Annotated in this window: 23 protein-coding genes; 16 read left to right on the forward strand and 7 right to left on the reverse strand. The window is 70.9% G+C overall.

Annotated features, from left to right (window positions below):
• Positions 1 to 49: 49 nt before the first annotated feature.
• A complete protein-coding gene (locus BN977_RS24810) occupies positions 50 to 853 on the forward strand; it encodes a ParA family protein (protein ID WP_024454413.1) in 804 nt (267 codons plus the stop codon).
• Positions 854 to 860: 7 nt separating this feature from the next.
• Here BN977_RS24810 and BN977_RS24815 read toward each other — a convergent pair whose 3' ends face one another.
• Together BN977_RS24815 and BN977_RS24820 are read right to left on the reverse strand one after the other, a co-directional pair.
• Positions 861 to 2078, reverse strand: a complete 1218-nt coding sequence (locus BN977_RS24815) for an Rv3212 family protein (RefSeq protein ID WP_036402232.1) — start codon at positions 2076 to 2078, stop codon at positions 861 to 863.
• Positions 2079 to 3572 carry a DEAD/DEAH box helicase gene (locus tag BN977_RS24820; protein ID WP_036402235.1) on the reverse strand — a complete coding sequence of 498 codons (1494 nt, stop codon included), beginning with the start codon at positions 3570 to 3572 and terminating at the stop codon, positions 2079 to 2081.
• A 306-nt stretch (positions 3573 to 3878) separates the two neighbouring features.
• Here BN977_RS24820 and BN977_RS24825 point away from each other — a divergent pair, with 306 nt between their 5' ends.
• Positions 3879 to 4571: a ferritin-like fold-containing protein gene (locus tag BN977_RS24825; RefSeq protein WP_024454416.1), complete on the forward strand. Its 693-nt coding sequence runs from the start codon at positions 3879 to 3881 to the stop codon at positions 4569 to 4571.
• Here the strand turns inward: BN977_RS24825 and BN977_RS24830 are convergent, their stop codons facing one another.
• A complete protein-coding gene (locus BN977_RS24830) occupies positions 4572 to 5342 on the reverse strand; it encodes a hypothetical protein (RefSeq protein ID WP_036402238.1) in 771 nt (256 codons plus the stop codon). It abuts the gene before it with no gap.
• 248 nt (positions 5343 to 5590) lie between these two features.
• Here BN977_RS24830 and BN977_RS24835 point away from each other — a divergent pair, with 248 nt between their 5' ends.
• Positions 5591 to 5839: a DUF3107 domain-containing protein gene (locus BN977_RS24835; protein WP_024454418.1), complete on the forward strand. Its 249-nt coding sequence runs from the start codon at positions 5591 to 5593 to the stop codon at positions 5837 to 5839.
• Here the strand turns inward: BN977_RS24835 and BN977_RS24840 are convergent.
• Entirely contained in the window at positions 5826 to 6485 is a 660-nt protein-coding gene (locus BN977_RS24840; protein WP_024454419.1) for an HTH-type transcriptional activator FasR, read from the reverse strand. The genes BN977_RS24835 and BN977_RS24840 overlap by 14 nt on opposite strands.
• Positions 6486 to 6612: 127 nt before the next feature.
• On the opposite strand from BN977_RS24840, the gene BN977_RS24845 reads away from it, so the two are divergent.
• The 11 genes from BN977_RS24845 (at position 6613) to BN977_RS24895 (ending at position 17380) form a co-directional block, all read left to right on the forward strand.
• Positions 6613 to 7683, forward strand: a complete 1071-nt coding sequence (locus BN977_RS24845; RefSeq protein ID WP_036402241.1) for a DUF3152 domain-containing protein — start codon at positions 6613 to 6615, stop codon at positions 7681 to 7683.
• Positions 7684 to 7782: 99 nt separating this feature from the next.
• The gene (gene moeZ, locus BN977_RS24850; protein ID WP_036402243.1) at positions 7783 to 8958 is read left to right on the forward strand and encodes an adenylyltransferase/sulfurtransferase MoeZ; all 1176 of its coding nucleotides are present in this window, start codon (positions 7783 to 7785) and stop codon (positions 8956 to 8958) included.
• Positions 8959 to 8995: 37 nt separating this feature from the next.
• A complete protein-coding gene (locus BN977_RS24855) occupies positions 8996 to 9850 on the forward strand; it encodes a TIGR02569 family protein (RefSeq protein WP_024454422.1) in 855 nt (284 codons plus the stop codon).
• Between the two features lie 216 nt (positions 9851 to 10066).
• Positions 10067 to 10588: an MSMEG_0572/Sll0783 family nitrogen starvation response protein gene (locus tag BN977_RS24860; protein WP_024454423.1), complete on the forward strand. Its 522-nt coding sequence runs from the start codon at positions 10067 to 10069 to the stop codon at positions 10586 to 10588.
• An 8-nt stretch (positions 10589 to 10596) separates the two neighbouring features.
• Entirely contained in the window at positions 10597 to 11466 is an 870-nt protein-coding gene (locus BN977_RS24865) for a carbon-nitrogen hydrolase family protein (RefSeq protein WP_024454424.1), read from the forward strand.
• A complete protein-coding gene (locus tag BN977_RS24870; protein ID WP_024454425.1) occupies positions 11459 to 11743 on the forward strand; it encodes an MSMEG_0570 family nitrogen starvation response protein in 285 nt (94 codons plus the stop codon). Before BN977_RS24865 ends, BN977_RS24870 begins: the two co-directional genes overlap by 8 nt.
• On the forward strand, positions 11740 to 13008 hold the full coding sequence (locus BN977_RS24875; RefSeq protein WP_036402246.1) for an MSMEG_0569 family flavin-dependent oxidoreductase: 1269 nt from the start codon (positions 11740 to 11742) through the stop codon (positions 13006 to 13008). Before BN977_RS24870 ends, BN977_RS24875 begins: the two co-directional genes overlap by 4 nt.
• A gap of 10 nt (positions 13009 to 13018) precedes the next feature.
• Positions 13019 to 14074 carry an MSMEG_0568 family radical SAM protein gene (locus BN977_RS24880; protein WP_036402249.1) on the forward strand — a complete coding sequence of 352 codons (1056 nt, stop codon included), beginning with the start codon at positions 13019 to 13021 and terminating at the stop codon, positions 14072 to 14074.
• Complete coding sequence (locus tag BN977_RS24885) at positions 14074 to 15453, forward strand: MSMEG_0567/sll0787 family protein (protein WP_036402252.1); 1380 nt, start codon at positions 14074 to 14076, stop codon at positions 15451 to 15453. The genes BN977_RS24880 and BN977_RS24885 overlap by 1 nt, the downstream gene beginning before the upstream one ends.
• Positions 15454 to 15461: 8 nt before the next feature.
• Complete coding sequence (locus BN977_RS24890) at positions 15462 to 16307, forward strand: carbon-nitrogen hydrolase family protein (protein WP_036402254.1); 846 nt, start codon at positions 15462 to 15464, stop codon at positions 16305 to 16307.
• A 2-nt stretch (positions 16308 to 16309) separates the two neighbouring features.
• Positions 16310 to 17380 (forward strand): MSMEG_0565 family glycosyltransferase, encoded by a 1071-nt coding sequence (locus tag BN977_RS24895; protein ID WP_036402256.1) that lies wholly within the window; start codon positions 16310 to 16312, stop codon positions 17378 to 17380.
• Here the strand turns inward: BN977_RS24895 and BN977_RS24900 are convergent.
• Both BN977_RS24900 and BN977_RS24905 read right to left on the reverse strand, forming a co-directional pair.
• A complete protein-coding gene (locus BN977_RS24900) occupies positions 17365 to 17664 on the reverse strand; it encodes an MGMT family protein (protein ID WP_036402258.1) in 300 nt (99 codons plus the stop codon). The two genes, BN977_RS24895 and BN977_RS24900, sit on opposite strands and share 16 nt — an antisense overlap.
• 1 nt (position 17665) lies before the next feature.
• A complete protein-coding gene (locus tag BN977_RS24905) occupies positions 17666 to 18439 on the reverse strand; it encodes an alpha/beta fold hydrolase (RefSeq protein WP_036402260.1) in 774 nt (257 codons plus the stop codon).
• A 42-nt stretch (positions 18440 to 18481) separates the two neighbouring features.
• On the opposite strand from BN977_RS24905, the gene BN977_RS24910 reads away from it, so the two are divergent.
• Positions 18482 to 21571 carry an ATP-dependent DNA helicase gene (locus BN977_RS24910; protein ID WP_036402263.1) on the forward strand — a complete coding sequence of 1030 codons (3090 nt, stop codon included), beginning with the start codon at positions 18482 to 18484 and terminating at the stop codon, positions 21569 to 21571.
• Positions 21511 to 24801 (forward strand): ATP-dependent helicase, encoded by a 3291-nt coding sequence (locus tag BN977_RS24915; RefSeq protein ID WP_084172668.1) that lies wholly within the window; start codon positions 21511 to 21513, stop codon positions 24799 to 24801. Before BN977_RS24910 ends, BN977_RS24915 begins: the two co-directional genes overlap by 61 nt.
• On the opposite strand, the gene BN977_RS24920 is transcribed toward BN977_RS24915, so the two are convergent.
• Positions 24786 to 25187 carry a DoxX family protein gene (locus tag BN977_RS24920; protein ID WP_024454435.1) on the reverse strand — a complete coding sequence of 134 codons (402 nt, stop codon included), beginning with the start codon at positions 25185 to 25187 and terminating at the stop codon, positions 24786 to 24788. The genes BN977_RS24915 and BN977_RS24920 overlap by 16 nt on opposite strands.
• Positions 25188 to 25229 lie beyond the last annotated feature (42 nt).

The following is a 25229-nucleotide window of genomic DNA, read 5'->3' on the forward strand; positions in this document are numbered from 1 at the left end:
CACACGATTCTGCCCCACGGCAGGCCGAGGGGACCGCTCGCGTGCTTGGATGGGCGGTGTGACGCGAGTATTAGCGGTCGCCAATCAAAAGGGTGGGGTCGCCAAGACGACGACGGTGGCGTCGTTGGGTGCCGCCTTCGTCGAGCACAAGCAGCGGGTGCTGCTGGTGGACCTGGACCCGCAGGGCTGTCTGACGTTCTCGCTGGGCCAGGATCCGGACAACCTCGCGGTCTCGGTGCACGAGGTGCTGCTCGGGGACGTGGAGCCCGATGCGGCGCTGCTGTCCACCGCGGAGGGCATGACGGTGCTGCCGGCCAATATAGACCTGGCCGGTGCCGAGGCGATGCTGCTGATGCGGGCCGGCCGCGAGTACGCGCTCAAACGCGCGTTGACCAAGCTGGCCGACCGATTCGATGTCGTCATCGTCGACTGCCCGCCCTCGTTGGGTGTGCTCACCCTCAACGGGCTCACCGCCGCCGACGAGGTGATCGTGCCGTTGCAGTGCGAGACGCTCGCGCATCGCGGCGTGGGTCAGTTCCTGCGCACCATCGGCGACGTCCAGCAGATCACCAACCCGGAGCTGAAACTGCTCGGTGCGCTGCCCACCCTGTACGACTCGCGCACCACCCACAGCCGGGACGTGCTCTTCGACGTCGTCGACCGCTACAACCTGCCGGTGCTCGCGCCGCCGATTCCCCGCACGGTCCGCTTCGCGGAGGCCAGCGCCTCCGGCGCCTCGGTGCTCACGGGCCGGAAGAACAAGGGCGCCAACGCCTATCGCGATCTGGCCGGGGCGCTGCTGCGGCACTGGAAATCGGGCAAGGCGCTGCCGACGTTCACCCCGGACCTGTAGCCCGCCCTCAGCCCAGCGCCACCACGGTGCCGCCGCGCTGCTCCAGCAGCGTCGATCCGGCCACCGCGGGGATCACCGGATCCCGCGACGGCGGGCGCTTGAGGTCGATATGGCGCACACCGGCCCCGGTTTCGGGGTTGAAGACGTCGTAGCCGGAGGTTACCGGCACCAGCAGGGAACCGGCCATGATGGTGGCCGGCCCCACCGGCGCGTTGTCCCCCGACGGCGCCACGGTGTACTTGTAGCGCAGCTGGTTGGCGTCGAACACCAGCACCGAATCACCCGTCCACCAGGTGATCAGGTCGCCGGGATGCGACATCGCCGCGTTCGCCGACACCGCCTTGGGCAGCAGCGTGCTGGCCGTCACCGTGCCGGTGTCGTCGACGACGTTGACCGCCGGTTTCGGGGTCGGCACGTAGACGGCGGTGGTGGTGTCGGTCACCGCGACCACCCGTGCGTCGGAGTCCACCGAGACGCCGGGCTGCTGCTGGAATTTCGTCGTCGGGGTGTCCTCCTCGTCCGACGGCGTCAGCAGGGTCAGCCGCATGTCGGCCTGGTTGGGGCAGGCCTCCAACACCGACACCTGCGATGAGCTGGCCGCGGCGGACACCAGCCGGCACAGCGGGTCCTGCGGGACATCGGGTTTGATCCGGGCGTCCAGCGTGCCCCAGCTGAGCATGCGCACCATGTCCGAGCGCCACAGCTCCAGCCGGCTGTCACCGGCCGAGAGCACCGTGCTGCCGTCGGAGGACAGCGCGACCTCGGGGTCGGCGTACGCCGTGCGGGTCGGGCCGCGCCGCCCGGTCTGGGCGTCGATGGTGCTGACCTGGCCGCAGCCGCGGCTGTCCGGGTAGACCGCGACGGCGTACTGGTACACCCAGGTCACCCCGCACAGCTCGAGATCGCGGGTGTACGACCACAGCGGTGCCCCGCCGGCCGGATCGCGCCCGGTGACCTCACGGCCGTCGCCGGTCACGACGGCGCCGCCCACCACCAGGGGCTGGGTGGTCTTACCGCTGGGTGCCGACCACAGTTCGTGGAGGGTGTCGGGGACCTTGGCGGCCGGCTTGAGGGCCGGCACGGCAGCGGCGGCCGGCGTGCTGATGGTGGCCCGGGCATCGCTGGTCCACCAGATCAGCGCGGCCACCACGGCCACCACCACCGCGATGGCCGCGGCCGCCATCATGTCGCCGCGGGTGCGGCGTTCCGGGGGGATACCGGGCATTTAGCCGGCTGCGGGCGCGGCGGCCTTGCGCGGGCGGCGGCGGCGCCGGCGCTTGGGGGCGGTGCCGGCCTCGGCTGTGCCGTCCGGGCCGTCCGAACTGTCCGAGCCGGTCGGGTCGGCAGGCTCGGAGTCGGCGACCTGCTCGGGATGACCGGTGGCGGGCTGGCCGCCGCGGGTGCGCCGGCGGGTGCGGGTGCGGGCCGGTCGTTCGGTCCGCTCGGCGCGTTCCCCTTCGGTTCGGGTCTTCGGCTTGCGCGGCGCGGCGATCGAACCGGTGGCCTCGGCCGGGATGTTCAGCTCGGTGTACAGATGCGGCGAGCTGGAGTACGTCTCGGCCGGGTCCGGGGTGTCCAGACCGAGGGCCTTGTCGATCATGGTCCAGCGCGGCAGCTCGTCCCAGTCCACCAGGGTCACCGCGATGCCGGTCTTGCCGGCGCGGCCGGTGCGGCCGATGCGGTGCACGTACGCCTGCTCGTCATCGGGGATCTGATAGTTGATGACGTGGGTGATGTCGTCGATGTCGATACCGCGGGCCGCGACGTCGGTGGCCACCAGCACGTCGACATCACCGTTGCGGAACGCCTTGAGCGCCTTCTCCCGGGCGATCTGGCCCAGGTCGCCGTGCACGGCGCCGACCTTGAAGCCGCGCTCGCCGAGCTCGTCGGCGACCTTCTGCGCGGTGCGCTTGGTGCGGGTGAAGATCATCGTCGCGCCACGGCCCTCCGCCTGCAGGATGCGGCTGACCATCTCCACCTTGTCCAGCGCGTGCGCGCGGTAGACGAACTGCTCGGTGGTGTCGTGGGTGGCCGCCGAGTGCGGCGCCTCGGCCCGGATGTGGGTCGGCTGGTTCATGAAGGTGCGCGCCAGCGTGATGATCGGGTCGGGCATGGTGGCCGAGAACAGCATGGCCTGCCTGCTGTCCGGGGTGAGCCGCAGGATCCGCTCGATATCGGGCAGGAAGCCCAGGTCCAGCATCTCGTCGGCCTCGTCGAGCACCAGCACCGACAGCCCGCCCAGCTGGAGGTGGCCCTGCTGGGCCAGGTCCAGCAACCGGCCCGGGGTGCCGACGACGACGTCGACGCCATTGCGCAGGGCCTCGATCTGCGGCTCGTAGGGCCGGCCGCCGTAGATGGACGTGACGGTGAACTTGCGGTCGCCGGCGCGCAGGTGCTTGGCGGCGCTGGTCAGGTCGTCGAACACCTGCAGGCACAGCTCACGGGTGGGTACCACGACCAGGGCGCGCGGGGCGCCGGTCAGCGGCCGCGTCTCGTCGGTGGACACCCGGTGCAGCAGCGGGACGCCGAACGCCAGGGTCTTGCCCATACCGGTGCGGGCCTGGCCGATCAGGTCGTCGCCGGCCAGGGCGAGCGGCAGGGTGAGTTCCTGGATGGCGAAGGGATGTTCCTTACCGGACTCGGCGAGGGCGCGCACGATCTCGTCGCGCACGCCGAGATCGGCGAAGGTGGTTTCGGTTTTGCTGTTGAGTTCGGTCATATGGTGGTGGTCGGCATCATTGTCGATGCCTTACTGCCTTTCGTTGTCATTCCTCGTCGCGTATGTCGTCACGCGCGCACGAAGATGACGAGAAAGGGGCCGCTTCTCCCCGGCTGGGGTGATGTCAGCCCGCTGGGCCCTGCCCCGTCCGAAAGGGGCCGGCCGAACCACGTGCACGCACATTTCCTGGGCGGCGGCGCCACGATGGGCCTTGAAAAAGCCCTCCAAAAAGCCACTGCCTATGCCCATGATAGCTGGCTTCTTTGCCGGTCGGTCGCTGTGGCACTCGGCGTCTAGAGTTGGGCCATGCCACAGACGTCCTCAGCACAGCCGGGCACCGGGCCGAAGCCGGCGGTCAGGGCCGATCATCCCGGCGTCACCGAATTGTTCGCGTTGCTGGCCTACGGCGAGGTGGCGGCCTTCTACCGGCTGACCGAGGAGGCGCGGATGGCGCCCAATCTGGCCGGCCGGATCAGCATGGCCAGCATGGCCGCGGCCGAGATGCGGCACTACGAGCTGTTGCGCGACGCATTGGCCGAACGCAATGTCGACGTGGTGCCCGCGATGACGAAATATGCTTCCGCCCTTGAGAATTACCATCGGCTGACGACGCCGAGCACCTGGCTGGAGGCTTTGGTCAAGACCTATATCGGCGATGCGCTGGCCGCCGATTTCTACCTTGAGATCGCCGATGTATTGCCCGAGGAAGCCGCCGGGGTGGTGCGGTCGGTGCTCTCCGAGACGGGCCACTCCCAGTTCGTCGTCGCCGAGGTGCGCGCCGCGGTGACCGCCAGCGACCGGCAGCGCCACCGGCTGGCGCTGTGGTCGCGCCGGCTCCTCGGCGAGGCCATCACCCAGGCCCAGTACGTGATGGCCGATCACGACGAACTCGTCGACCTGGTGATCAGCAGCGGCGACGGGCTGCTGCAGATGTCGGAGTTCTTCGACCGTCTGCAGCGCACCCACGCCAGCCGCATGCAGGAGCTGGGCCTGGCCTAGTTACCGGGTGCAGGTCGCGATCATCGTGTTGTTGGCCTGCGCCACCAGCGGCGCGCCGGCCGCATCGGTGATCGAGCAGTTCAGCCGGCTGGTCACGCTGGTCGCGGTCACCGAACTCAACTGCACGCCCGGGTCCAGGGTGATGGTCTTGCGCCACGGCAGCGCGGCGTTGACCTCGGTCTGCAGGGCGCCCTGCGCGTCGGTGTAGATGACGGTGACCAGATCCAGCAGCGATTTGTCGCCGTACACGGTGTAGGTGATGGTGCGCGCGGCGGCCGCCGGATCGGGCGCGGCTGCGGGTGGCGCCGCGGGCGGGACCTGCGCCTCGGTGGTGGGAACCGGCGTCGCGGTGGCCGTCGCCGAGGGGGTGGGCGTCACCGTGGTGACGGTCTCCGGTGCCAGCGCCGGGTTCTGCGCGATGACCGGCGGCGGGGCCGGTGCGGCCGTCGTCGACGGCGCGGCGGGGGTGGTCGCCGCGGCGGAGGTGGTGGAGGCCTGCGTGGCCGACACCGAGCCGCTGTCGCCGCCGCCGAGGATGATGCCGGTGCAGATCACCGCGACCATCAGGATGACGCCCGCAACCCCTGCGACCCAGATCCAGCGCCGGTCCAACTCGTCGTGGTAGTCGGCGGGATATTCGTACTCGTATGCGGGCCCGGCGCCGGTGTCGGCATCTTCATAGCCGAGGTGGTCGTAGTCGTCGGCATACGGGTAGCGCGTCCGGTAACCGGCGTCGCGCGTCGCGGAGTTACGTGAATAAGACCTGGTCATTGCGCTTCCAAAGTGGTTTCGATGCGTACCGGGCCGATGCTAACGGGGCTGCAGTGACGGATGAGGCCGACGCGACGAGGCCCCGTGTCACGGTCCGGCCTCGGTGTGGTGACCGTCGGGTCGCGACCTGATCGGCTACCTCATTGGCGGTGGGCTTCGCTATCGGCGTAGCGCCCTTGGCGTGGCCGCCCGTGGCGCGTCCACTAGCCTGATGGCGAGCACTGCCCACCAACGAAAGAGGCCACAGCGTGGACATCAAGATCGGGGTCACGGACAGCCCGCGGGAGCTGGTCATCAGCAGCGCGCAGACCCCCGGCGAGGTCGAAGAACTCATCACCAAGGCGCTGGGTTCCGACGGTGTGCTCGCGCTGACCGACGAGAAGGGCCGCCGGTTCCTCGTGCAGTCGGCGAAGATCGCCTATGTGGAGATCGGCGCGGCGGACGTGCGCCGGGTCGGCTTCGGGACCGTGGGAGCCGAGGCCGTCAAGAACGGGTGAGCGGCACGTGTGACAGGCCGCCCCAGGCGAACTGCACCGTGCCCTCCACGGCCGCCTCTTTGGAGATGGGGCGGTCGTTGTCGAGCCAGTAGCGGGCACAGTCCACGCTGGTGGACACCAGACCCACCGCGATCATCCTGGCTCGATGCGCTTCCAGGCCGGAGTCCCGGCTGATCAGGTCGAACACCGCATCGGTACACGATTCGGTGGCGACCTTCACCTGCGCGGACACCTGCGGTTCGGTCACGTAGTCGTTCTCGAAGATCAGCCGGTACCCCTGGCTGTCGTGCTCGACGAAATCGAAGAAGGCCTGCACCGCGGCCCGCAGCCGCTGCCGGTTGTCGGTGGTGGTGCGCAGCGCTTGGCGCACGCCGGAGACCAGGTTGTCCACGTGGCGCTGCAGTACCGCGAGATACAGCTCCAGCTTGGACGAAAAGTGTTGGTACAGAACCGGTTTGCTGACGCCGGCGCGGTCGGCGATCTCGTCCATGCCTGCGGCGTGGTAGCCGCGGTCGACGAAGACCTCGCTGGCGGCGATCAGCAGCTGCCCGCGGCGTTCGTCACGGGGCAGCCGGTTACCGCGCCGGGTGCCGCCGGTGCCCGCCTTGGCGCCTCGTCGATCGGCGGCATTGGCGAGATCGCTCATCAGGTCCTCAATCTTGTGTGGATCGTCACGACATTACTACCGCACCTTGGGGGAGGCGCTGCTGCTGGCACTTGTGTCGGTGGCGTGCCGGACCGGCGCACGTAGCGGTTTGTGCAATCCTGGTGCGGTGACCTACGACCCGGGGCGTCGCGGGGGCGACCGTATGCCCGGCGGGCAGGAGCGCAGCGACCGGGGAAATGTTCCCGTTCTACGCAGTGAATGGCGCGAGCCGCTGCGCGCCCAGCGTGATCCGTTGGCCGAGGATCACGGCCGACCCCGTGCCAACCGCGACGACCGTCAGCATCTGCGCAAGCAGACCTGGCTCGGTCGGTTCGTGTCCACCTACGGCTGGCGGGCCTATGCGCTGCCGGTGCTGGCCATCCTGACCGTGGTGGTGCTGTACCAGACCGTGACAGGCACCAGCGCGCCCAAGCCGGCCAACGCCGAGGGCCCGGTCCAGGGTCCGCCGACCATCGAGGCGCCCGGTACCGCGATCATCGGGGCGCCGCCGAAGGGCCTGTCCCAGTTCGACGTCAACCTGCCGACCGGGATCCTGCCCAACGGCGGCCCGTTCACCGAGACCGGCGCGCGCACCTGGCATGTGGTGCCCGGCGCCGCGCCCAAGGTCGGGGCGGGGGACACCAAGACGTTCCGCTACACCGTCGAGGTCGAGGACGGCGTGGACACCGCGTCGTTCGGGGGCGACGAGGGCTTCGCGCGGATGGTCAGCGAAACCCTGGCCAACCCGAAGAGTTGGACGCACAACACCCAGTTCGCCTTCGAACGGGTCGACAGCGATGCCGGTGGCCCGCCCGACTTCCGGGTGTCGCTCACCTCGCCGATGACGGTGCGCGACGGCTGCGGCTACGACATCCCGCTGGAATCGTCCTGCTACAACCCCGCCTTCGACGGCAACCAGCCGCGGGTGTTCATCAACGAGGCGCGCTGGGTGCGCGGCGCGGTCCCGTTCCAGGGCGATATCGGTTCCTACCGGCAGTACCTGATCAACCACGAGGTGGGTCACGCGATCGGCTACCCGAAGCACGAACCGTGCCCGGAGAACGGCGCATTGGCGCCGGTGATGATGCAGCAGACCTTCTCCACCGACAACGACGACGCCGCCAAGTTCGACCCGGAATCGGTGAAGCCCGACGGCCGCACCTGCCGGTTCAATCCGTGGCCGTATCCGATCGCCTGACGCTCGCGGGCCGGGGAAGGTTTACCCCTGGATTACCGTTGAAGCTGTGGGCCTGGTGAGATTGACGCCAGGATTGCGATCGACTCAAGGAGGGCGACGGTGACGTCGTTACCACCGCTGGTGGAACCAGCCGCCGAACTGACCCGTGACGAGGTCTCTCGGTACAGCCGTCACCTGATCATCCCGGATCTCGGGGTGGACGGGCAGAAGCGCCTGAAGAACGCCAAGGTGCTGGTCATCGGTGCCGGCGGCCTGGGGTCCCCGACACTGCTGTACCTGGCCGCCGCCGGCGTCGGCACCATCGGCATCGTCGAGTTCGACGTGGTCGACGAGTCGAACCTGCAGCGGCAGATCATCCACGGCCAGTCCGATATCGGCCGGTCCAAGGCGCAGAGCGCACGCGACTCGGTGCTCGAGGTCAATCCGTACGTCAACGTGGTGCTGCACGAGCTGCGCCTGGAACCGGACAACGCGGTCGACCTGTTCGCCCAGTACGACCTCATCCTGGACGGCACCGACAACTTCGCGACCCGCTACCTGGTGAACGACGCCGCCGTGCTGGCGCACAAGCCGTACGTGTGGGGCTCGATCTACCGGTTCGAGGGTCAGGTGTCGGTGTTCTGGGAGGACGCCCCCGACGATCTGGGCCTGAACTACCGCGACCTGTACCCCGAGCCGCCGCCACCGGGCATGGTGCCGTCCTGCGCCGAAGGCGGTGTGCTGGGCATCCTGTGCGCGTCCATCGCCTCGGTGATGGGGACCGAGGCCATCAAACTGATCACCGGCATCGGCGAAACCCTGCTGGGCCGGCTGATGGTGTACGACGCGCTGGACATGAGCTACCGGACCATCAAGATCCGCAAGGACCCCGCCCGGGAGAAGATCACCGGGCTGATCGACTACGAGGCCTTCTGCGGGGTCATCACCGACGAGGCCGCGGCCGCGTCGGTCGGCTCCACGGTGACCCCGCTGGAACTGCGTGAGCTGCTGGACTCCGGCAAGCCGGTGGCCCTGATCGACGTGCGCGAACCCGTCGAGTGGGAGATCAACCACATCGAGGGTGCCGAGCTCATCCCGAAGTCGGCGCTGGAGGCCGGCAGCGGCCTGGCGCAGTTGCCGCAGGACCGGGTGCCGGTGCTGTACTGCAAGACCGGTGTGCGGTCGGCGGAGGCGCTGGCCGCCGTCAAGAAGGCCGGATTCGCGGACGCACTGCACCTGCAGGGCGGCATCGTGGCGTGGGCGAAACAACTCGAGCCCGACATGGTGATGTACTGAGCGCTCTGGGACGCAGGCACCGCTTAGGCTGACGTGCGTGACTGACGAACTGCCACCTGACCACGTGTTGGCGGCATTCGGTCTGGCCGGGTTGCGTCCGGTCCCGCTGGGTTCCAGTTGGGAGGGCGGCTGGCGCTGCGGCGAAGTGGTGCTGTCCATGGTCGCCGACCATGCGCGCGCGGCCTGGTCGGCCAAGGTGCGGGAGACCCTCTTCGCCGACGGCATCCGGTTGGCCCGGCCGGTGCGTTCCACCGACGGCCGCTACGTCGTCGCCGGCTGGCGCGCCGACACCTTCGTCGCCGGCACCCCGGAACCGCGGCACGACGAGGTGGTGTCGGCATCGGTGCGCTTGCACGAAGCCACGGCCAACCTGGAGCGGCCCCGGTTCCTCACCCAGCCGCCGGTGGCGCCGTGGTCGGATGTCGACGTGTTCATCGCCGCCGACCGGGCGGCCTGGGAGGACCGGCCGCTGCACGCGCTGCCGGCCGGCGCGCGGGTCTCGCCCGGCTCGGCCGACGGACAGAAGTCGGTGGAGCTGATCAATCAGCTGGCCACCCTGCGCAAGCCCACCCGCAGCCCCAGTCAGCTGGTGCACGGTGACCTGTACGGCACCGTGCTCTTCGCGGGCGCCGCGGCACCGGGCATCACCGACATCACCCCCTACTGGCGGCCCGCGGCGTGGGCGGCCGGCGTCGTCGTCGTGGACGCGCTGGCCTGGGGCGACGCCGACGACGGTCTGCTCGAGCGCTGGAGCCCGCTGCCGGAGTGGCCGCAGATGGTGTTGCGCGCGTTGATGTTCCGCCTCGCCGTGCACGCACTGCACCCGCGGGCCACCGCGGCCGCCTTCCCGGGCTTGGCGCGCACCGCGGCGCTGGTTCGCCTGGCGCTGTAGCTCGCGTGCCCGTTCGCGCGTTCACTCGGCGCTCAGGGCGCTGATCACTCGCACTTTTGCGCCATGGTCGCCATGTCGACGGTCCGCGCCGGTGTTACGGCTTCATTTCGGCGGTGAGCCCCCCGCAATGCAGATGTATTCCATCCCTAACCACCCGGTAATGGTGGCGGCCTGTAATTGGAGACATCCAAAACCACCCCAAACTTGGAGTCCTCCATGGCATTTGATGCATCCATCGCCGAGAACATCGCCACCTCACTGGCCGAGATCCCACATCCGTCGCTGCCCAAGGGCTCGAACATCTACGGCGGCACCAAGATCTTCCCCGACTACCAGGCCGAGGAAGGGGAAAGCTACTTCACCCTGGTGCACGGCATCGCCCACGAGTCCTCGGTCTCCTTCGTCGCGGTGCTGCAGGCCACCCGCGCGCTGCGCAAGGGCTTCGAGTCGGCCATCTACTTCTACGGGCCGGGCGCCATCAATTGCCTTGCCACCCGCGGATTTCCGAAGACCGGTGACTCCGGCTTCCCCGGCGAACAGAACATCAACGACGCGCTGGCAACCTTCATCTCCGAGGGCGGCACCGTGTTCGCCTGCCGATTCGGCCTGGCCCTGCACGGCGGACGCGAAGAGGACCTCATCGAAGGCGTCATCCCGGCACATCCGCTCGACGTGCAGGACGCGCTCATCTACTACGCCCGCAAGGGCGCCATCATCAACTCGACGTACATGGTCTAGGGCGCGTCATGACCACACTTGCCGCGGTCTCGGCCAACTTCACCCGGGATCTGGAACAGAACTACGCGCTGATCGAGGCGCTCACCGAGGAGGCCCGCGCCAAGGGCGTCGACTTCCTGGTGTTCCCCGAGGCCGCCATCGGCGGCTACCTGTCCTCACTGGGCAACCACGGCGATACCGTGAAGACCACCAAACGCTCACTGCCGCCGGCCATCCGGCTCGACGGCCCGGAGATCGCCCGAGTACAGCGGATCGTGGGCGACCTGGTGATCGCCATCGGGTTCTGCGAACTGGCCGACGACGGCGAGACCCGCTACAACGCCGCCGCGGTGCTGGACGGCAACACCGTCTACGGCAGCTACCGCAAGGTGCACCAGCCGCTCGGGGAGGGCATGTCGTATTCGGCGGGTTCCGGTTACGGCGTCTTCGACACCCCGGTCGGCCGGGTCGGTCTGCAGATCTGCTACGACAAGGCATTTCCCGAAGCCGCCCGCGTGATGGCGCTCGACGGCGCCCAGATCATCGCCAGCCTGTCGGCGTGGCCGGCGGCACGCACCGCCACCGCCGAGAATCTGCAGGACGACCGCTGGACCTATCGTTTCAACCTGTTCGACACCGCCCGCGCCCTGGACAACCAGGTCTTCTGGATCGCCTCCAACCAGAGCGGGACCTTCGGTTCGCTGCGCTACGTGGGCAACGCCAAGGTCGTCGACCCCGGCGGGAACGTCCTGGCGACAACGCTTCTCGGTAGCGGCATCGCCGTCGCCGAGGTCGATATCGACGCCACCTTCCGCACCATGCGGGCCGGCATGTTCCACTTGCGCGACCGCAGGCCCGACGTCTACGGCCCGCTCACCGAAGAGTTCGCCCATGCCTGAGATGACCTTCGAGGTGCGCTGGCCCGACGGCAGCACCCAGCGCTGCTATTCGCCGAGCCTGGTCATGCACGACTATCTGAGCGCCGGGACGCAGTACACCGTAGGCGATTTCGTCGACCGCTCCACCCGCGCCCTGGGTGAGGCCAGCGAGCGGGTACGTGCCAAGTTCGGGTTCGCCTGCACCTCGGCCGCCGACACCGCCGAACGCATCACCGTCGCCGCCGCCCGCTTCCCGCAGCAGGCACTCGTCCAGGTCACCCAGATGGAGCAACCATGACCACCAACCACATTCCGGTCGCCATCATCGGCGGCGGGCAGGCCGGGCTCTCGGTCAGCTGGTATCTGGGCCGGATGGGCGTCGAGCACGTCGTGCTGGAAGCCCAGACCCCGGTGCACGCCTGGGCCGACACCCGTTGGGACAACTTCACTCTGGTGACACCCAACTGGCACTGCAAACTGCCCGGCTACGCCTACACCGGACCCGACCCGGACGGCTTCATGACCCGCGACGAGGTGGTGGCCTGGCTGGCCGGCTGGCTGGACACCTTCACCCCGCCACTGCGCACCCACACCCGGGTGACCCGGCTGGCTCAGGGGCCCGACGGCGGGTTCGAACTCACCCTCGACGGCCGGGAGACGCTGCACTGCGACCACGCCGTCATCGCCACCGGCGGCTACCCGCTTCCCGTGATCCCCAGTTACGCAAACACCCTCGACGCCGGCATCACCCAGATCCACTCCGAGCTGTACCGCAACGCCGCCCAGTTGCCCGACGGTGCGGTGCTGGTGGTCGGCACCGGACAATCGGGTGCCCAGATCGCCGAGGACCTGCACCTGGCCGGCCGGCGGGTGCACCTGGCCGTCGGCAACGCGCCCCGGGTGGCGCGCTTCTACCGCGGCCGGGACTGCATGACCTGGCTGGCCGACATGGGCCTGTACGACAAACCAGCCCAACAGTATCCGGGTGGTAAGGCCGCGATCGAGAAGACCAACCACTACGTCACCGGGCGCGACGGCGGCCGCGATGTCGACCTGCGCCAGTTCGCCGCCGAGGGCATGAAACTCTACGGCGCCCTGGCCGACGGCAAGGACACGGTGCTGCGGTTCGAGCCGACCCTGGCCAAGGCACTGGACCACGCCGACGCGGTGTACAACTCGATCTGCTCGGATATCGACCGTCACATCGATGCCGCGGGGATCGACGCGCCACCGCCCTCAAGGTACGAACCGGTCTGGTCGCCCGAACGCGAGACCACCACACTGGATCTGGCCGAGGCCGGCGTCACCAGCATCGTGTGGGCCATCGGCTACCGGCCCGACTACCGCTGGATCGAGGCCAGCGCCTTCGACGGAGCCGGCCGGCCCATGCAGACCCGCGGCATCACCAACGTCGACGGGCTGAGCTTCATCGGCCTACCCTGGATGCACACCTGGGGCTCGGGCCGATTCCTGGGCATCGACCGCGACGCCAAACACGTCGCCGACACCATCAATGGCAAGGTTCGCCGTCGCACCTTCCACACCGACGCCGTCGCCATCTAGGGGAGTCCCGATGTCAGTATCCACGCGTGTCGACCTCGCCCTGCTGGGCTTCCGCGGCCGGCCACCGGTCAGCCGCACCGCCGGCGCCGGGCCGAGCGCCGACGGCCACCTCGTCATCGACGGCCTCAACGCCGCCATCCCGCGGAACCCGCAGAGCCCGTTCGTGTTCGACGGCACCCGGGTTCTGCTGGACGGCGAGGACACCGGCCTGGACGTCGAGGTCGTCGACCGGCCCCGGTTCTACGACCTGAGCACCGCCGACGGGGTGCCGTACGAAAAGCTCGCCCGGCTACACGGCCGCAACGTGCTGGCCACCACCGCGGTGCAGACCTGTATCCGTTACGCCGAAGACCAGCGGTGCCGGTTCTGCACCATCGAGGAGTCCCTGCGCACCGGCGCCACCACCGCGGTGAAGCGCCCGGCCGAGCTCGCCGAGGTGGCCGCGGCGGCGGTCCGCCTCGACGGCGTCACCCAGATGGTGATGACCACCGGCACGTCCGCCGGAACCGACCGCGGCGCACGGCATCTGGCGCGGTGCGTACGCGCGGTCAAGGCGGCCGTGCCGGAGCTGCCCATCCAGGTGCAGTGCGAGCCACCGGCCGATCTGGCCGTGCTGACCGAGCTGCGCGACGCGGGTGCCGACGCCATCGGCATCCACGTCGAATCGCTCGACGACGAGGTGCGGCGACGCTGGATGCCGGGTAAGGCCACCGTGCCGATGGACGGTTACCGGGCCGCCTGGCGCGAGGCGGTGCGGGTGTTCGGCCGCAACCAGGTGTCGACCTACCTGCTGGTCGGGCTCGGCGAAGATCCCGACGAATTGGTCAGCGGCGCCGCCGAATTGATCGAGATGGGGGTCTACCCCTTCGTGGTGCCCTACCGGCCGCAGCCCGGGTCGCTGGCCGTCGAGGTCGACGGCGCCGCGGCACCGGATGCCGCACTGGTGGAGAAGGTGTCCCGTGAGGTCGCCGCCCGGCTGGTCATGGCGGGAATGGCAGGGACCGACCAGCGGGCCGGGTGCGCGGCGTGCGGGGCCTGCTCGGTACTGCAGAACCTGGGGGCATGATGACCGAGCTGTCCATTCTGGCCGGAACCCGCCGGGCCACAGCGCTTCTCATCCACCGCGCCGAGGGTGCCGAGCTCGATGCCTACCACCGGCTGCGCCGGGAAGCCTTCGTCGGCGAACAGGGCCTGTTCACCGGCACGGACCGCGACGACATCGACGACGATCCGCGCACCGTGGTGTTGGTCGCCACCGCACCGGACGGTGGGGTCCTCGGCGGGGTGCGGCTGGCGCCCGTCGGCGCGGTCGACGTGGGGTGGTGGACCGGGAGCCGGCTGGTGGCCCAGGCCGGCGCGCCCAGCGGCATCGGCCCGGCCTTGATCCGGGCCGCGTGCGCGCACGCCGAATCGGCCGGGGTGCTGCGTTTCGAGGCCACCGTGCAACGGCGCTACCTCCCGATGTTCACCGCGCTCGGCTGGCAGACCCTGCGGCACACCGAATTCGCCGGCCGGCCGCACACCGCGATCCGCTGGCCGCTGCACCCGTTCCGTGCGCTCACCGCGGCCACCAAGACGTTCCTCGGCCCGGCCCTGGCGCCGCTGCGGGCGACGCCGGGAGCGCTCGGCCCGGCCGGGTTCGTCGGCGACGACGGCGCGCCGGTGCCGGGCAGCGATCTGATCGCCGCGTGCGACGCCATCATCCCGTCCATGGTCGAGCGCGACCCGGAGTGGGCGGGCTGGTGTTCGGTGCTGGTCAACCTCAACGACCTGACCGCGATGGGGGCCGCACCGCTGGGACTGCTGGACGCGGTCGGCGCCCCCACCCGGGCATTGCTGGATCGGATCATCCGCGGTGTGGCGGCGGCCTCGCGGGCATGGGAGGTACCGGTGCTGGGCGGGCACAGCCAACTCGGTGTCCCGGCGGCGCTGGCCGTCACCGCCCTGGGCCGGACCGCCACTCCGGTGCCCGGCGGCGGCGGGCGGGCCGGTGACCCGGTGGCGCTCACCGCCGACCTCACCGGCGACTGGCGGCCCGGATACACGGGCCGGCAATGGGATTCGACGAGTGGCCGCGCCGCCGCCGAGCTCCGGGAGATGACCGGCCTGGTCGCCAGGATGGGGCCGCGGGCCGCCAAGGATGTCAGCATGGCCGGCATCGTCGGAACCCTGGGCATGCTGGCCGAAGCCGGCGGCACCGGCGCCGAGCTCGACGTCGCGGCCGTCCCGCGCCCGGCGGGCGCGGGGATGGGTTCGTGGCTGACCTGTTTCCCCGGTTACGCCATGCTCACCGCGGGCGGCGACGCGCCGGCCGGCGCGCCCCCCGGCGTCACGACCGCTGTCTGCGGGTCGCTCACCGCGGCACCCGGTGTGCGCCTACGCTGGCCTGACGGGGTGACGACGACGGCGCTCACGTCGCCGGTCACCGGTCTCGGAGCGGCCTGAGGGGAGCCATGGCACCAGTCACGCTGGCAGCGGTCGCCGCCCATTTCGGCCGCGATATGGACCGCGGGGTGTCCAAGGTCGTCGGGATCATCGAGTCGGCGGCGCGCGACGGCGTCGACCTGCTGGTGCTGCCCGACGCCTGCCTCGGCGGCTATATCGGCGATTTCGCCGCACCCGACCCCGACGATCCGCCACCCGCCCTGGATCCCGACGGCCCGGAGATCGCCGCCGTGATCGCCGCGGCCGGAAAGATGACCGTCTGCGTCGGCTACGCCGAGTCGGCCCCCGGGGGCGCCCGGTACAACGCAGCCGTCTGCGTGTCCGGCGACGGCGTGTTGGGCACCTACCGCAAGGTGCACCAACCGGCCGGGGAAGCGCTGACCTATCTGGCCGGCGACGCGTTCGGCGCCTTCGACACACCGGTCGGCCGGGTCGGCATGCTCATCGACTACGACAAGACCTTTCCCGAGGCGGCGCGGGCGCTGGCCGTCGACGGTGCCCACATCATCGCCGCACTCTCGGCGTGGCCGGCCAGCATCACCGACCGCGCGTCCCGGTTGCCCGCCGACCGGCAATCACGGTTGTTCGACCTGTACGACTGCGCCCGCGCCGCGGAGAACCAGGTGGTCCTGGTGTCCTCCAACCAGACCGGCGTGATGGGCAAGCTGCGCTTCCTCGGGCAGGCCAAGGTGGTCGGGCCGGGCGGGGACATCCTGGCCACCACCCGCTCCAAGGGCGGCATGGCCAAGGCCGAGATCGACGTCGAGGCCGAGATCGCCCGCGCCAGAAAGGTGCTCAACCACCTCGCCGAGTTGCGTCCGGACACTTATCGCGCCAAGTCGGTGCGGGGCTGACCGTGCGGATCGCGCTGCTCACCTATTCCACCAAACCCCGTGGGGGCGTGGTGCACACGCTCTACCTTGCCGAGGCGCTGGCCCGGTCGGGCGCCGACGTGACGGTGTGGTCGCTGGCCCGCGCGGGCGACCGGGGCTTCTTCCGGGATGTCGACCCGGCCGTGGCCGTGCGGTTGGTGGAGTTCACCGACCACCCTGCAGACACCGTCACCGACCGCATCGTCCGGTCGATCGAGGTGCTGCGCCGCGCGTTCACCCCCGATGACTACGACATCGTGCACGCCCAGGACTGCATCAGCGCCAACGCCGTCGGACGCTGCATCCGCACCATCCATCATCTCGACCGATTCACCACGCCGGTGCTGGCCGAATGCCACGAGAAGGCGATCGTCGAACCCTACGGCCGCATCTGCGTATCCTCGGCCGTCGCAGCCGAGGTGCGCGCGGGCTGGGGTTTCGAACCCACAGTGATCCCCAATGGGGTTGACGCGCAACGCTTCACCGCCGCCGCCGCCGATCTCGACGGGCAGGCCCGCTGGCGCGCCCAGCTGGGACGCTACGTGTTGACGGTCGGCGGTATCGAACCACGCAAGGGCACCCTCGACCTCGTCGCGGCATATCACCTTCTGCGGCAACGTCATCCGGAGCTTGCGTTGGTCATCGCGGGTGGTGAGACGCTGTTCGACTACCGCGACTACCGGGCCGAGTTCGAGGCACGGTGCGCCGAACTCGGCGTCGACCCCGTCATCCTCGGCGCCGTCGCCGATGCCGAGTTGCCGACGCTGGTGGCCGGCTGCGACGTGTTCGCTTTCCCGTCGACCAAGGAAGGATTCGGCTTGGCGGCGATGGAGGCACTGGCCGCGGGCCGGCCCGTCGTCACCAGGGACCTGCCGGTCCTGCGCGAGGTGTTCGGGGAGACGGTGCGGTTCGCCGCCGACGTCCCCCGATTCGCCGCCGAAATGGCTGCGGCGCTCGATGATCCGGCCGACCCGACGCCGGGACGGGAGCTCGCCGCGTCGATGACGTGGGAGTCGGCGGCGCGGGCGCACCTGGAGTTCTATTCGAACTGGTGACGGTATTCGCGCAGCGGTACCCGGCCGTCGGCGGCCAATACGCCTTCGGCGCGCAGCCGTTCCAACTGCCGGGTGGCCAGGTGCGCGGCGGGCCGCCCGGAAGCGGGAATCACCCGGTGCCACGGCAGATCCGACGAGTCGGTGCGCATCACCCAGCCCACGATCCGCGGGCTGGACAGCCCCGCCGCGTCGGCGATGTCACCGTAGGTGCTCACCCGGCCCGCCGGTATCGCGGCCACCAGCGCGCGGACCGACTCGACCTGCTCCTCGGTGACGCGCGCCATGTCAGCTCAGCTGGTCGCGGATGAGGGCCGCGGTCTCGGCGGGACGGGCCTGTCCCACCATGTGATCACAGTCCAGATCGACCGACGTGAACCGGTCGCCCAGCGCCGCACGCAGGGTGCCGATCAGCTCGTCGGTGACATACGGCGGGCTGGTGCGGGTCGCCCGGACCAGGGTCACCGGAATCCTGTTGGCCGGCACGGCAATAGGGCGGGTCAGCTCACTCCAGTACGACATCGTCGCGGGAATGCTGATCCGCCAGCCCAGCCGCCCGTTGGGCAGCGCGATCAGATGCTCGTCGAGCTCACGTTCCAGTTCGTCGGGCGCCACCTCACCCCAGGAACCCGACAACTTGTCCGCGCGGGCCTCGTCGCGGTCCGGGTAATCGGGGGAGGACAGCATGGCGTCGGCGATCTCGCGCATCCAGTCACCGTCCAGCGCCACCGCCGGGTCCAGCAGCACCAGCCCGGACACCAGATCGGGCCGGGCGGCGGCCAGGGCCAACGCCACCGCGCCCCCGAACGAGTGCCCGGCCACCAGCACCGGTCCGGTGGCCTCGGCATCCAGCAGGTCGGCCAGTGCCGCCACATTGGCCTCGATGGTCCACGGGGCGGCCCATGTCGAACGGCCGTGCCCGATGAGGTCGGGCGCCAAGATGGATACGTCCGGCAGGTGGCCGGACGCCAGGGTCGCCCACCGCTTGCCGTGTCCGGTCAGGCCGTGGATGGCCAGCACCTGGACGGGGGAGTCGGGACCGTACCGGTAGGTGTGCAGCACGGTGCGAGGTTACTTGTCGGACCTCCGTGGTGACATGTCGGCATGACCGCATCGACCACCGTGCTGGAGCCCGCCGCACTGGCCGACCCCGGTCTGCGGGGCACGGTGCGGGTGCTCGGCGGGCCGGGCACCGGAAAGACCCGCCTGCTCACCGACACCGCCGCCGCACATATCGCCGCCGGCGTGCCGACCGAATCGGTGTTGCTGCTCACCGGTTCGGCACGGCTGGGTGCCGCGGCCAGAGCCCAGATCACCGCCGGCCTGCTGCGCAGCGGGTCGGGCGTGGTCCGGGAACCCCTGGTGCGCACCGTGCACTCCTACGCCTTCGCGGTGCTGCGGCTGGCCGCCCAGCGGGGCGGTGACCCGCCGCCTCGGCTGATCACCGGAGCCGAGCAGGACGGCATCATCCGGGAACTGCTCGCCGGGGATCTCGAAGACGGCGCGGCCACCTGGCCGGCGACGCTGCACCCGGCGCTCGGCACCGCCGGCTTCGCCTCCGAACTACGCGATCTGATGGCGCGCTGCGCCGAACGCGGGGTCGACCCGGTGGCGCTGCAACGCCTGGGCCGGTTGTCGGGCCGCCCGGAATGGGTGGCGGCGGGTCGCTTCGCCCAGGTCTACGAGCAGGTGATGCTGCTGCGCGCGGCGGTCGGGATGGCCGCACCGCAGGCCACCGTGCCGGCCCTGGGGGCTGCCGAACTGGTCGGTGCGGCGCTGGACGCGTTGGCCACCGACCCCGACCTGCTCGCCGCCGAACGGGCCCGCATCAAGCTCTTGCTCGTCGACGACGCGCAACACCTGGACCCGCAGGCCGCACTGCTGGTGCGGGTGCTCGCCGCCGGTGCGGGTCTCACCGTCATCGCCGGTGATCCCAACCAATCGGTGTTCGGATACCGCGGCGCCGATCCCGCGCTGTTGCGCACCGACACACCGGCCATCACGCTGACCGCCTCGCATCGATGCTCGGCCGCGGTGGCCGCCGCCGTCTCGGGTATTGCCCGCCGGCTGCCCGCCGCCGAAGGATTCGGCGAATTCACCAGCGCCACCGGCGATCCCGGCCAGGTATCGGTGCGCATCGCCGCCACCGCGCACGCCGAGGCCATGGTGGTCGCCGACGCACTGCGCCGCGCCCACCTCGTCGACGGGGTGCCGTGGTCGCAGATGGCGGTGGTGGTCCGGTCGGTGCCGCGTGCCGGCGCCGCACTGGGGCGCGCGCTGGCCGCCGCCGGTGTCCCCGTCGACCTGCCGGCCGCCGAGCCGGTGCTCGCCCGCCAGCCGGCCGTGCGCGCCTTGCTCACCGTGCTCGGCGCCACCGCCGACGGGTTGACCGGCGCGGCGGCAGTGGATCTGGTCACGGGGCCGATCGGCCGGGTCGATCCGGTCTCCCTGCGGCAGTTGCGCCGGGCGTTGCGCCGCCTCGACGACCGGCAGCGCGACTTCCCGGACCTGCTCGCCGGCGCCGTGCGCGAGGTGCCGCACGGACTGGCGCCCGAGCACGGCCGCAGCCTGCAACGGGTCGCCGCGGTATTGGCGGCCGCGCAGCGCAGTCACCGGGCGGGGGAGGACCCGCGTTCCACACTGTGGCAGGCGTGGCAGCGCAGCGGACTGCAGCGCCGGTGGGTGGCCGCGGCCGAGCGGGGCGGTGCCGCGGGGGCGGCGGCCGAGCGCGACCTGGACGCCGTCACCGCGCTGTTCGACGTGGCCGAGCAGTACGTCACCCGCACCACCGGGGCGACGCTGAGGGGCCTGCTCGACCACGTCGAGGGGCTGAGCCTGCCGGTCACCGCCGACCGCACACCCCGCGGTGAGGTGGTCGCGGTGTGCAGCGCGCACGCGGTGCTGGACCGGGACTGGGAGTTCGTGGTGATCGCGGGCGTACAGGAGGGCTTGTGGCCCAACACCATTCCGCGCGGCGGGGTGCTGGGCACCCAGCATCTGGTCGACATCCTGGACGGGGTGACCGAACCCGGCCGGCCGGTCTCGGTGCGGGCACCGCTGGTGGCCGAGGAACGGCGCCTGCTGATCGCCGCGATGGGCCGGGCCCGCGGCCGGCTGCTGGTGACAGCCGTCGACGGTGGTGCCGGTGATGACGACGCCATGCTGCCCTCGCCGTTCTGCGCCGAGCTCGCCGAGCTGGCCACCGACGGCGGCCAGGCCGACCTCACGCCGGTCGCCGCGCCGCGGGTACTGGCTCCCGCGGCGCTGGTGGGCCGCCTGCGCGCGGTGGTGTGTGCCCCCGACGGTGAGGTGAGCGACCAGGTCCGCACCTGTGCCGCAACGCAATTGGCCCGGCTCGCCGAGGCAGGGGTGGCCGGGGCCGATCCGGGCTCCTGGTACGGGTGCACCGAACCGTCCACCAGTGAACCGCTGTGGTCGGATCCCGAGCAGGCGGTCACGCTGTCCCCGTCGACGGTGCAGACCCTGTCGGATTGCCCGTTGCGCTGGATGCTGGAACGCCATGGCGGCAGCGACAGCCGCGACGTCCGGTCGGCGGTGGGGACGTTGGTGCACGCCCTGCTCGCCGATTCCGCCAAGACCGAGCGGCAGCTGCTGGCCGAACTGGAAAACGTCTGGGCCGGGCTGCCGTACGAATCCCAGTGGTACGCCGACAACGAGCTGACCCGGCACGGGGCCATGCTGTCGGCGTTCGCGCAGTGGCGTGAGCTGACCCGCCGCCAGCTGACCGAGGTGGGCACCGAGGTAGCCGTGGACGGGATGGTCGCACCGGGTGTGCGGGTGCGCGGCCGCATCGACCGGCTGGAACGGGACAACGCCGGCCGGCTGGTGATCGTCGACGTCAAGACCGGGAAGAGTCCGGTCACCAAGGACGACGCGCAACGGCACGCCCAGTTGGCGATGTACCAACTGGCCGTCGCCGAAGGCGTGCTGCCGCACGGGGATGAGCCCGGCGGCGGGGTACTGGTGTATCCCGGCAAGCCCAGTGCCGGTGGCGCCACCGAACGCACGCAGGACGCCCTGACGCCCGACGCCGCCGCCCGGTGGCGCGACCAGGTGATGGCCGCGGCGGCAGCCACCCAGGGCCCGACGTTCGTCGCCCGAGTCAACGACAATTGCGGGCACTGCCCGGTGCGCGCGATGTGCCCGGCGCATCAGCAGGGAGAGGGCCAGTGATCGCCACCAGGTACAGCCCGGCCGAACTGGCCGACGCGCTCGGCCTTTTCACGCCCACCGATGAGCAGGCGGCGGTCATCGCCGCGCCGCCGGGACCGTTGGTGGTGATCGCCGGCGCCGGTGCCGGCAAGACCGAGACGATGGCGGCGCGGGTGGTGTGGCTGGTCGCCAACGGCTACGCCGCACCGGCGGAGGTGCTCGGGCTGACGTTCACCCGCAAGGCCGCCGGCCAACTGCTGCGCCGGGTGCGGGCCCGGCTGGCCCGACTCGCCGGTGCCGGGCTGTGCCCGCAGCTGCGGTCCGAGGACCCGCCCACCATCAGCACCTACCACGCCTTCGCCGGAACGTTGTTGCGCGAGCACGGATTGCTGCTGCCGGTGGAACCCGACACCCGGCTCATCGGCGAGACGGAACTGTGGCAGTTGGCCTTCCGGGTGGTGTGCGAACACCCGCGGGTGCTGGACACCGACAAGACCCCGGCCGCCGTCACCGGCCAGGTACTGCGCCTGGCCGGCGCGCTGTCGGAGCACCTGGTGGACACCGCCGCGCTGACCGACACCCATGTCGAGCTCGAGCGGTTGATCCTGAACCTGCCGCCCGGCCCGAACCAGCGGGACACGGGCCCGGCCCAGTGGCTGCTCAAACTGCTGGACACCCAGGCCGAACGCACCCGGCTGGTGCCGCTCATCGACGAACTGCACCGCCGGATGCGGGCGGCCAAGGTGATGGACTTCGGCGCCCAGATGTCGGCGGCCGCCCGGTTGGCGGTGGCCGCGCCCCAGGTGGGCGAACAACTGCGACAACGGTATCGGGTGGTGCTGCTGGACGAGTACCAGGACACCGGGCATGCGCAACGCATCGCGTTGTCGGCGTTGTTCGGTGGCGGGGTCGACGACGGCCTGGCGCTCACCGCCGTCGGGGATCCGGTCCAGTCCATCTACGGCTGGCGCGGGGCGTCGGCCACCAACCTGCCGCGGTTCGCCACCGACTTCCCGCTCTCCGACGGCACCCCGGCGCCCACCCTGGAGTTGCGGACCAGTTGGCGCAACCCGCCGCAGGCGCTGCACTTGGCCAACGAGGTGTCCGCGCAGGCCCGCCGCCGGTCGGTCAGCGTCCGTGAGCTGCTGCCGCGCCCCGGTGCCGAACCCGGTGACATCCGCTGCGCCCTGCTGAATGACGTGGTCGCCGAACGCCATTGGGTGGCCGACGAGGTCGCGCGGCGATTCTTGGCCGGCCCGACACCCCCGACCACGGCGGTGTTGGTGCGCCGCAACGCCGACGCCGCGCCGATGGCCGAGGCGCTCACGGCGCGTGGCGTGCCCGTCGAAGTCGTCGGCCTGGCCGGCCTGCTGTCGGTTCCCGAGGTGGCCGATGTGGTCGCCATGCTGCGGTTGATGGCGGACCCGACCGGTGGGCCCGCGGCGATGCGGGTGCTCACCGGTCCGCGGTGGCGCCTCGGCGCGCGCGATATCGCGGCGCTGTGGCAGCGGGCGGTCGAGCTGGACGGGCCCGCCGCGGCGGCCACCACCGCGCAGATCGTCGCGCATGCCGCGCCGGACGCCGATGCCGCCTGCCTGGCCGATGCCATCTGCGATCCCGGACCCGAGTCCCGCTACTCGACGCAGGGTTACGCCCGCATTGTCGCGCTCGGTCGCGAATTGACCGCGCTGCGAGCGCATCTGGCCCACCCACTGCCAGAACTGGTCGCCGAGATCCGCCGCGTGCTGGGTGTCGACGCCGAGGCCAGGGCGGCCCGCCCGGTGGCCGCCGGGTGGGGCGGCGCCGAACACCTGGACGCCTTTGCCGACGTGGTGGCCGATTTCGCCGACCGCGCCGACGCCACCCCGGACGGACTGCTGGCCTACCTCGAGGTGGCCGCGGTGGTCGAGAACGGGTTGGCCCCGGCCGAGACCACGGTCGCCACCGACCGGGTGCAGATCCTCACCGTGCACGCCGCCAAGGGACTGGAATGGCAGGTGGTGGCGGTTCCGCACCTGAGCGCCCGGGTGTTCCCGTCCACCGCCATGGCGCGCACCTGGCTGACCGACGCCGGTGACCTGCCGCCACTGCTGCGCGGCGACCGGGCCACCGACTCCGAACACGGGGTGCCGGTGCTCGACACCTCCGATGTCTTCGACCGAAAAGCCTTGGCCGACAAGATCGGCGCCCACAAGGATCGCCTGGCCCAACGCCGCGTGGACGAGGAACGGCGGCTGCTGTACGTCGCCTTGACCCGATGCGAGCACACCCTGCTGGTGTCGGGTCATCATTGGGGCCCCACCGAGTCGAAACCGCGCGGACCGTCGGAATTCCTGCTCGAGCTGCGGGCCATCGTGGAAGCGTCGGCAGAAACCGGCGAGCCGTGCGGTGTCATCGACCACTGGGCGCCCGAGCCCGCCGACGGTGATCCGAACCCGTTGCGCGACACCGTCGTCGAGGCGGTGTGGCCGGCCGTGCCGACGGGCGGGCGGCGCGCCGCGCTGGATCGCGGCGCAGAGCTGGTGCGCCGCGCCGACACCTCGACGGACCTGGCCGCCGCGGACGCGGAGAACTGGGCGGCCGACGTCGACGCGTTGCTGGCCGAACGCGCCAGGGCCGGCGAACCGGAACCCGTGCCGCTGCCGGGCCAGCTGTCGGTCAGCATGCTGGTCGAGCTGGGCAAGGACCGGGCGGCGGCGATGCAGCGGTTGCGCCGCCGCCTGCCGGTCCGGCCGGACCCGAACGCCTTGCTGGGCACCGCTTTCCACGACTGGGTGCAGCGCTTCTTCCACGCCGAACGGCTCTTCGACCTCGACGATCTGCCCGGTGCGGTCGACGGGGACGCCGGCCGGGCGCACGCCGAGGAGCTGGCCGAGCTGCAGGCCGCGTTCGCCGCATCGGTGTGGGCGGCCCGCACCCCGGTCGACGTGGAGGTGCCGTTCGACATGATGGTCGGCGCCACGGTGGTGCGCGGCCGGGTCGACGCGGTCTTCGACGACGGCGACGGCGGGCAGGTGGTGGTCGACTGGAAGACCGGCGACCCGCCGGGCACCCCGGAAGCCCAGCGGCACGCCGCGGTGCAGCTGGCGGTGTACCGGCTGGCCTGGGCCGGGATGACCGGCCGGCCGCTGGATTCGGTGCGGGCGGCGTTCCACTACGTGCGCAGCGGGGTCACCGTCCGGCCCGACGACCTGCCCGGGCCGGAGGAACTGGCGGCGCTGCTGGCGGAGGCGGACTACGAGTTGCGGTAGATCTTGTAGGCCTGGGTGATCATCGGGATCTGCAGGGGCAGGCGCGCGATGGCGCCGATTCGCATCGGCAGCGGCTTGGCGGGGTCTTTGAACCACAGCCGGACCATGTTGACGTTGGCCGGAAACACGCCGAGGTACAACGCGATCGCGGCCAGCGCGCCCAGCTTGCGGGTCCGCGGTGCCAGCAGCAGCGCACCGGTGGCGACCTCGGCGACACCGGAGGCGTGGGTGTAGAACCGGGCGCTGCCCGGCAGCTCCGCCGGGACGATGGAGTCGAACGGCTTCGGCGCGACGAAATGCAGGATGCCCATTCCCACCAGTGAGCCGCCCATGAACCGGGCGCGGGACGGATTGGACTGCTGAACGACGGGCGAAGGGGATGTCATGGTTTCATTGTGGCGTGCTCACCTCCCCCCGATCGGTGAATC

Origin of the sequence: Mycolicibacterium cosmeticum, from assembly GCF_000613185.1 — a bacterium.
Lineage (GTDB): Bacteria > Actinomycetota > Actinomycetes > Mycobacteriales > Mycobacteriaceae > Mycobacterium > Mycobacterium cosmeticum.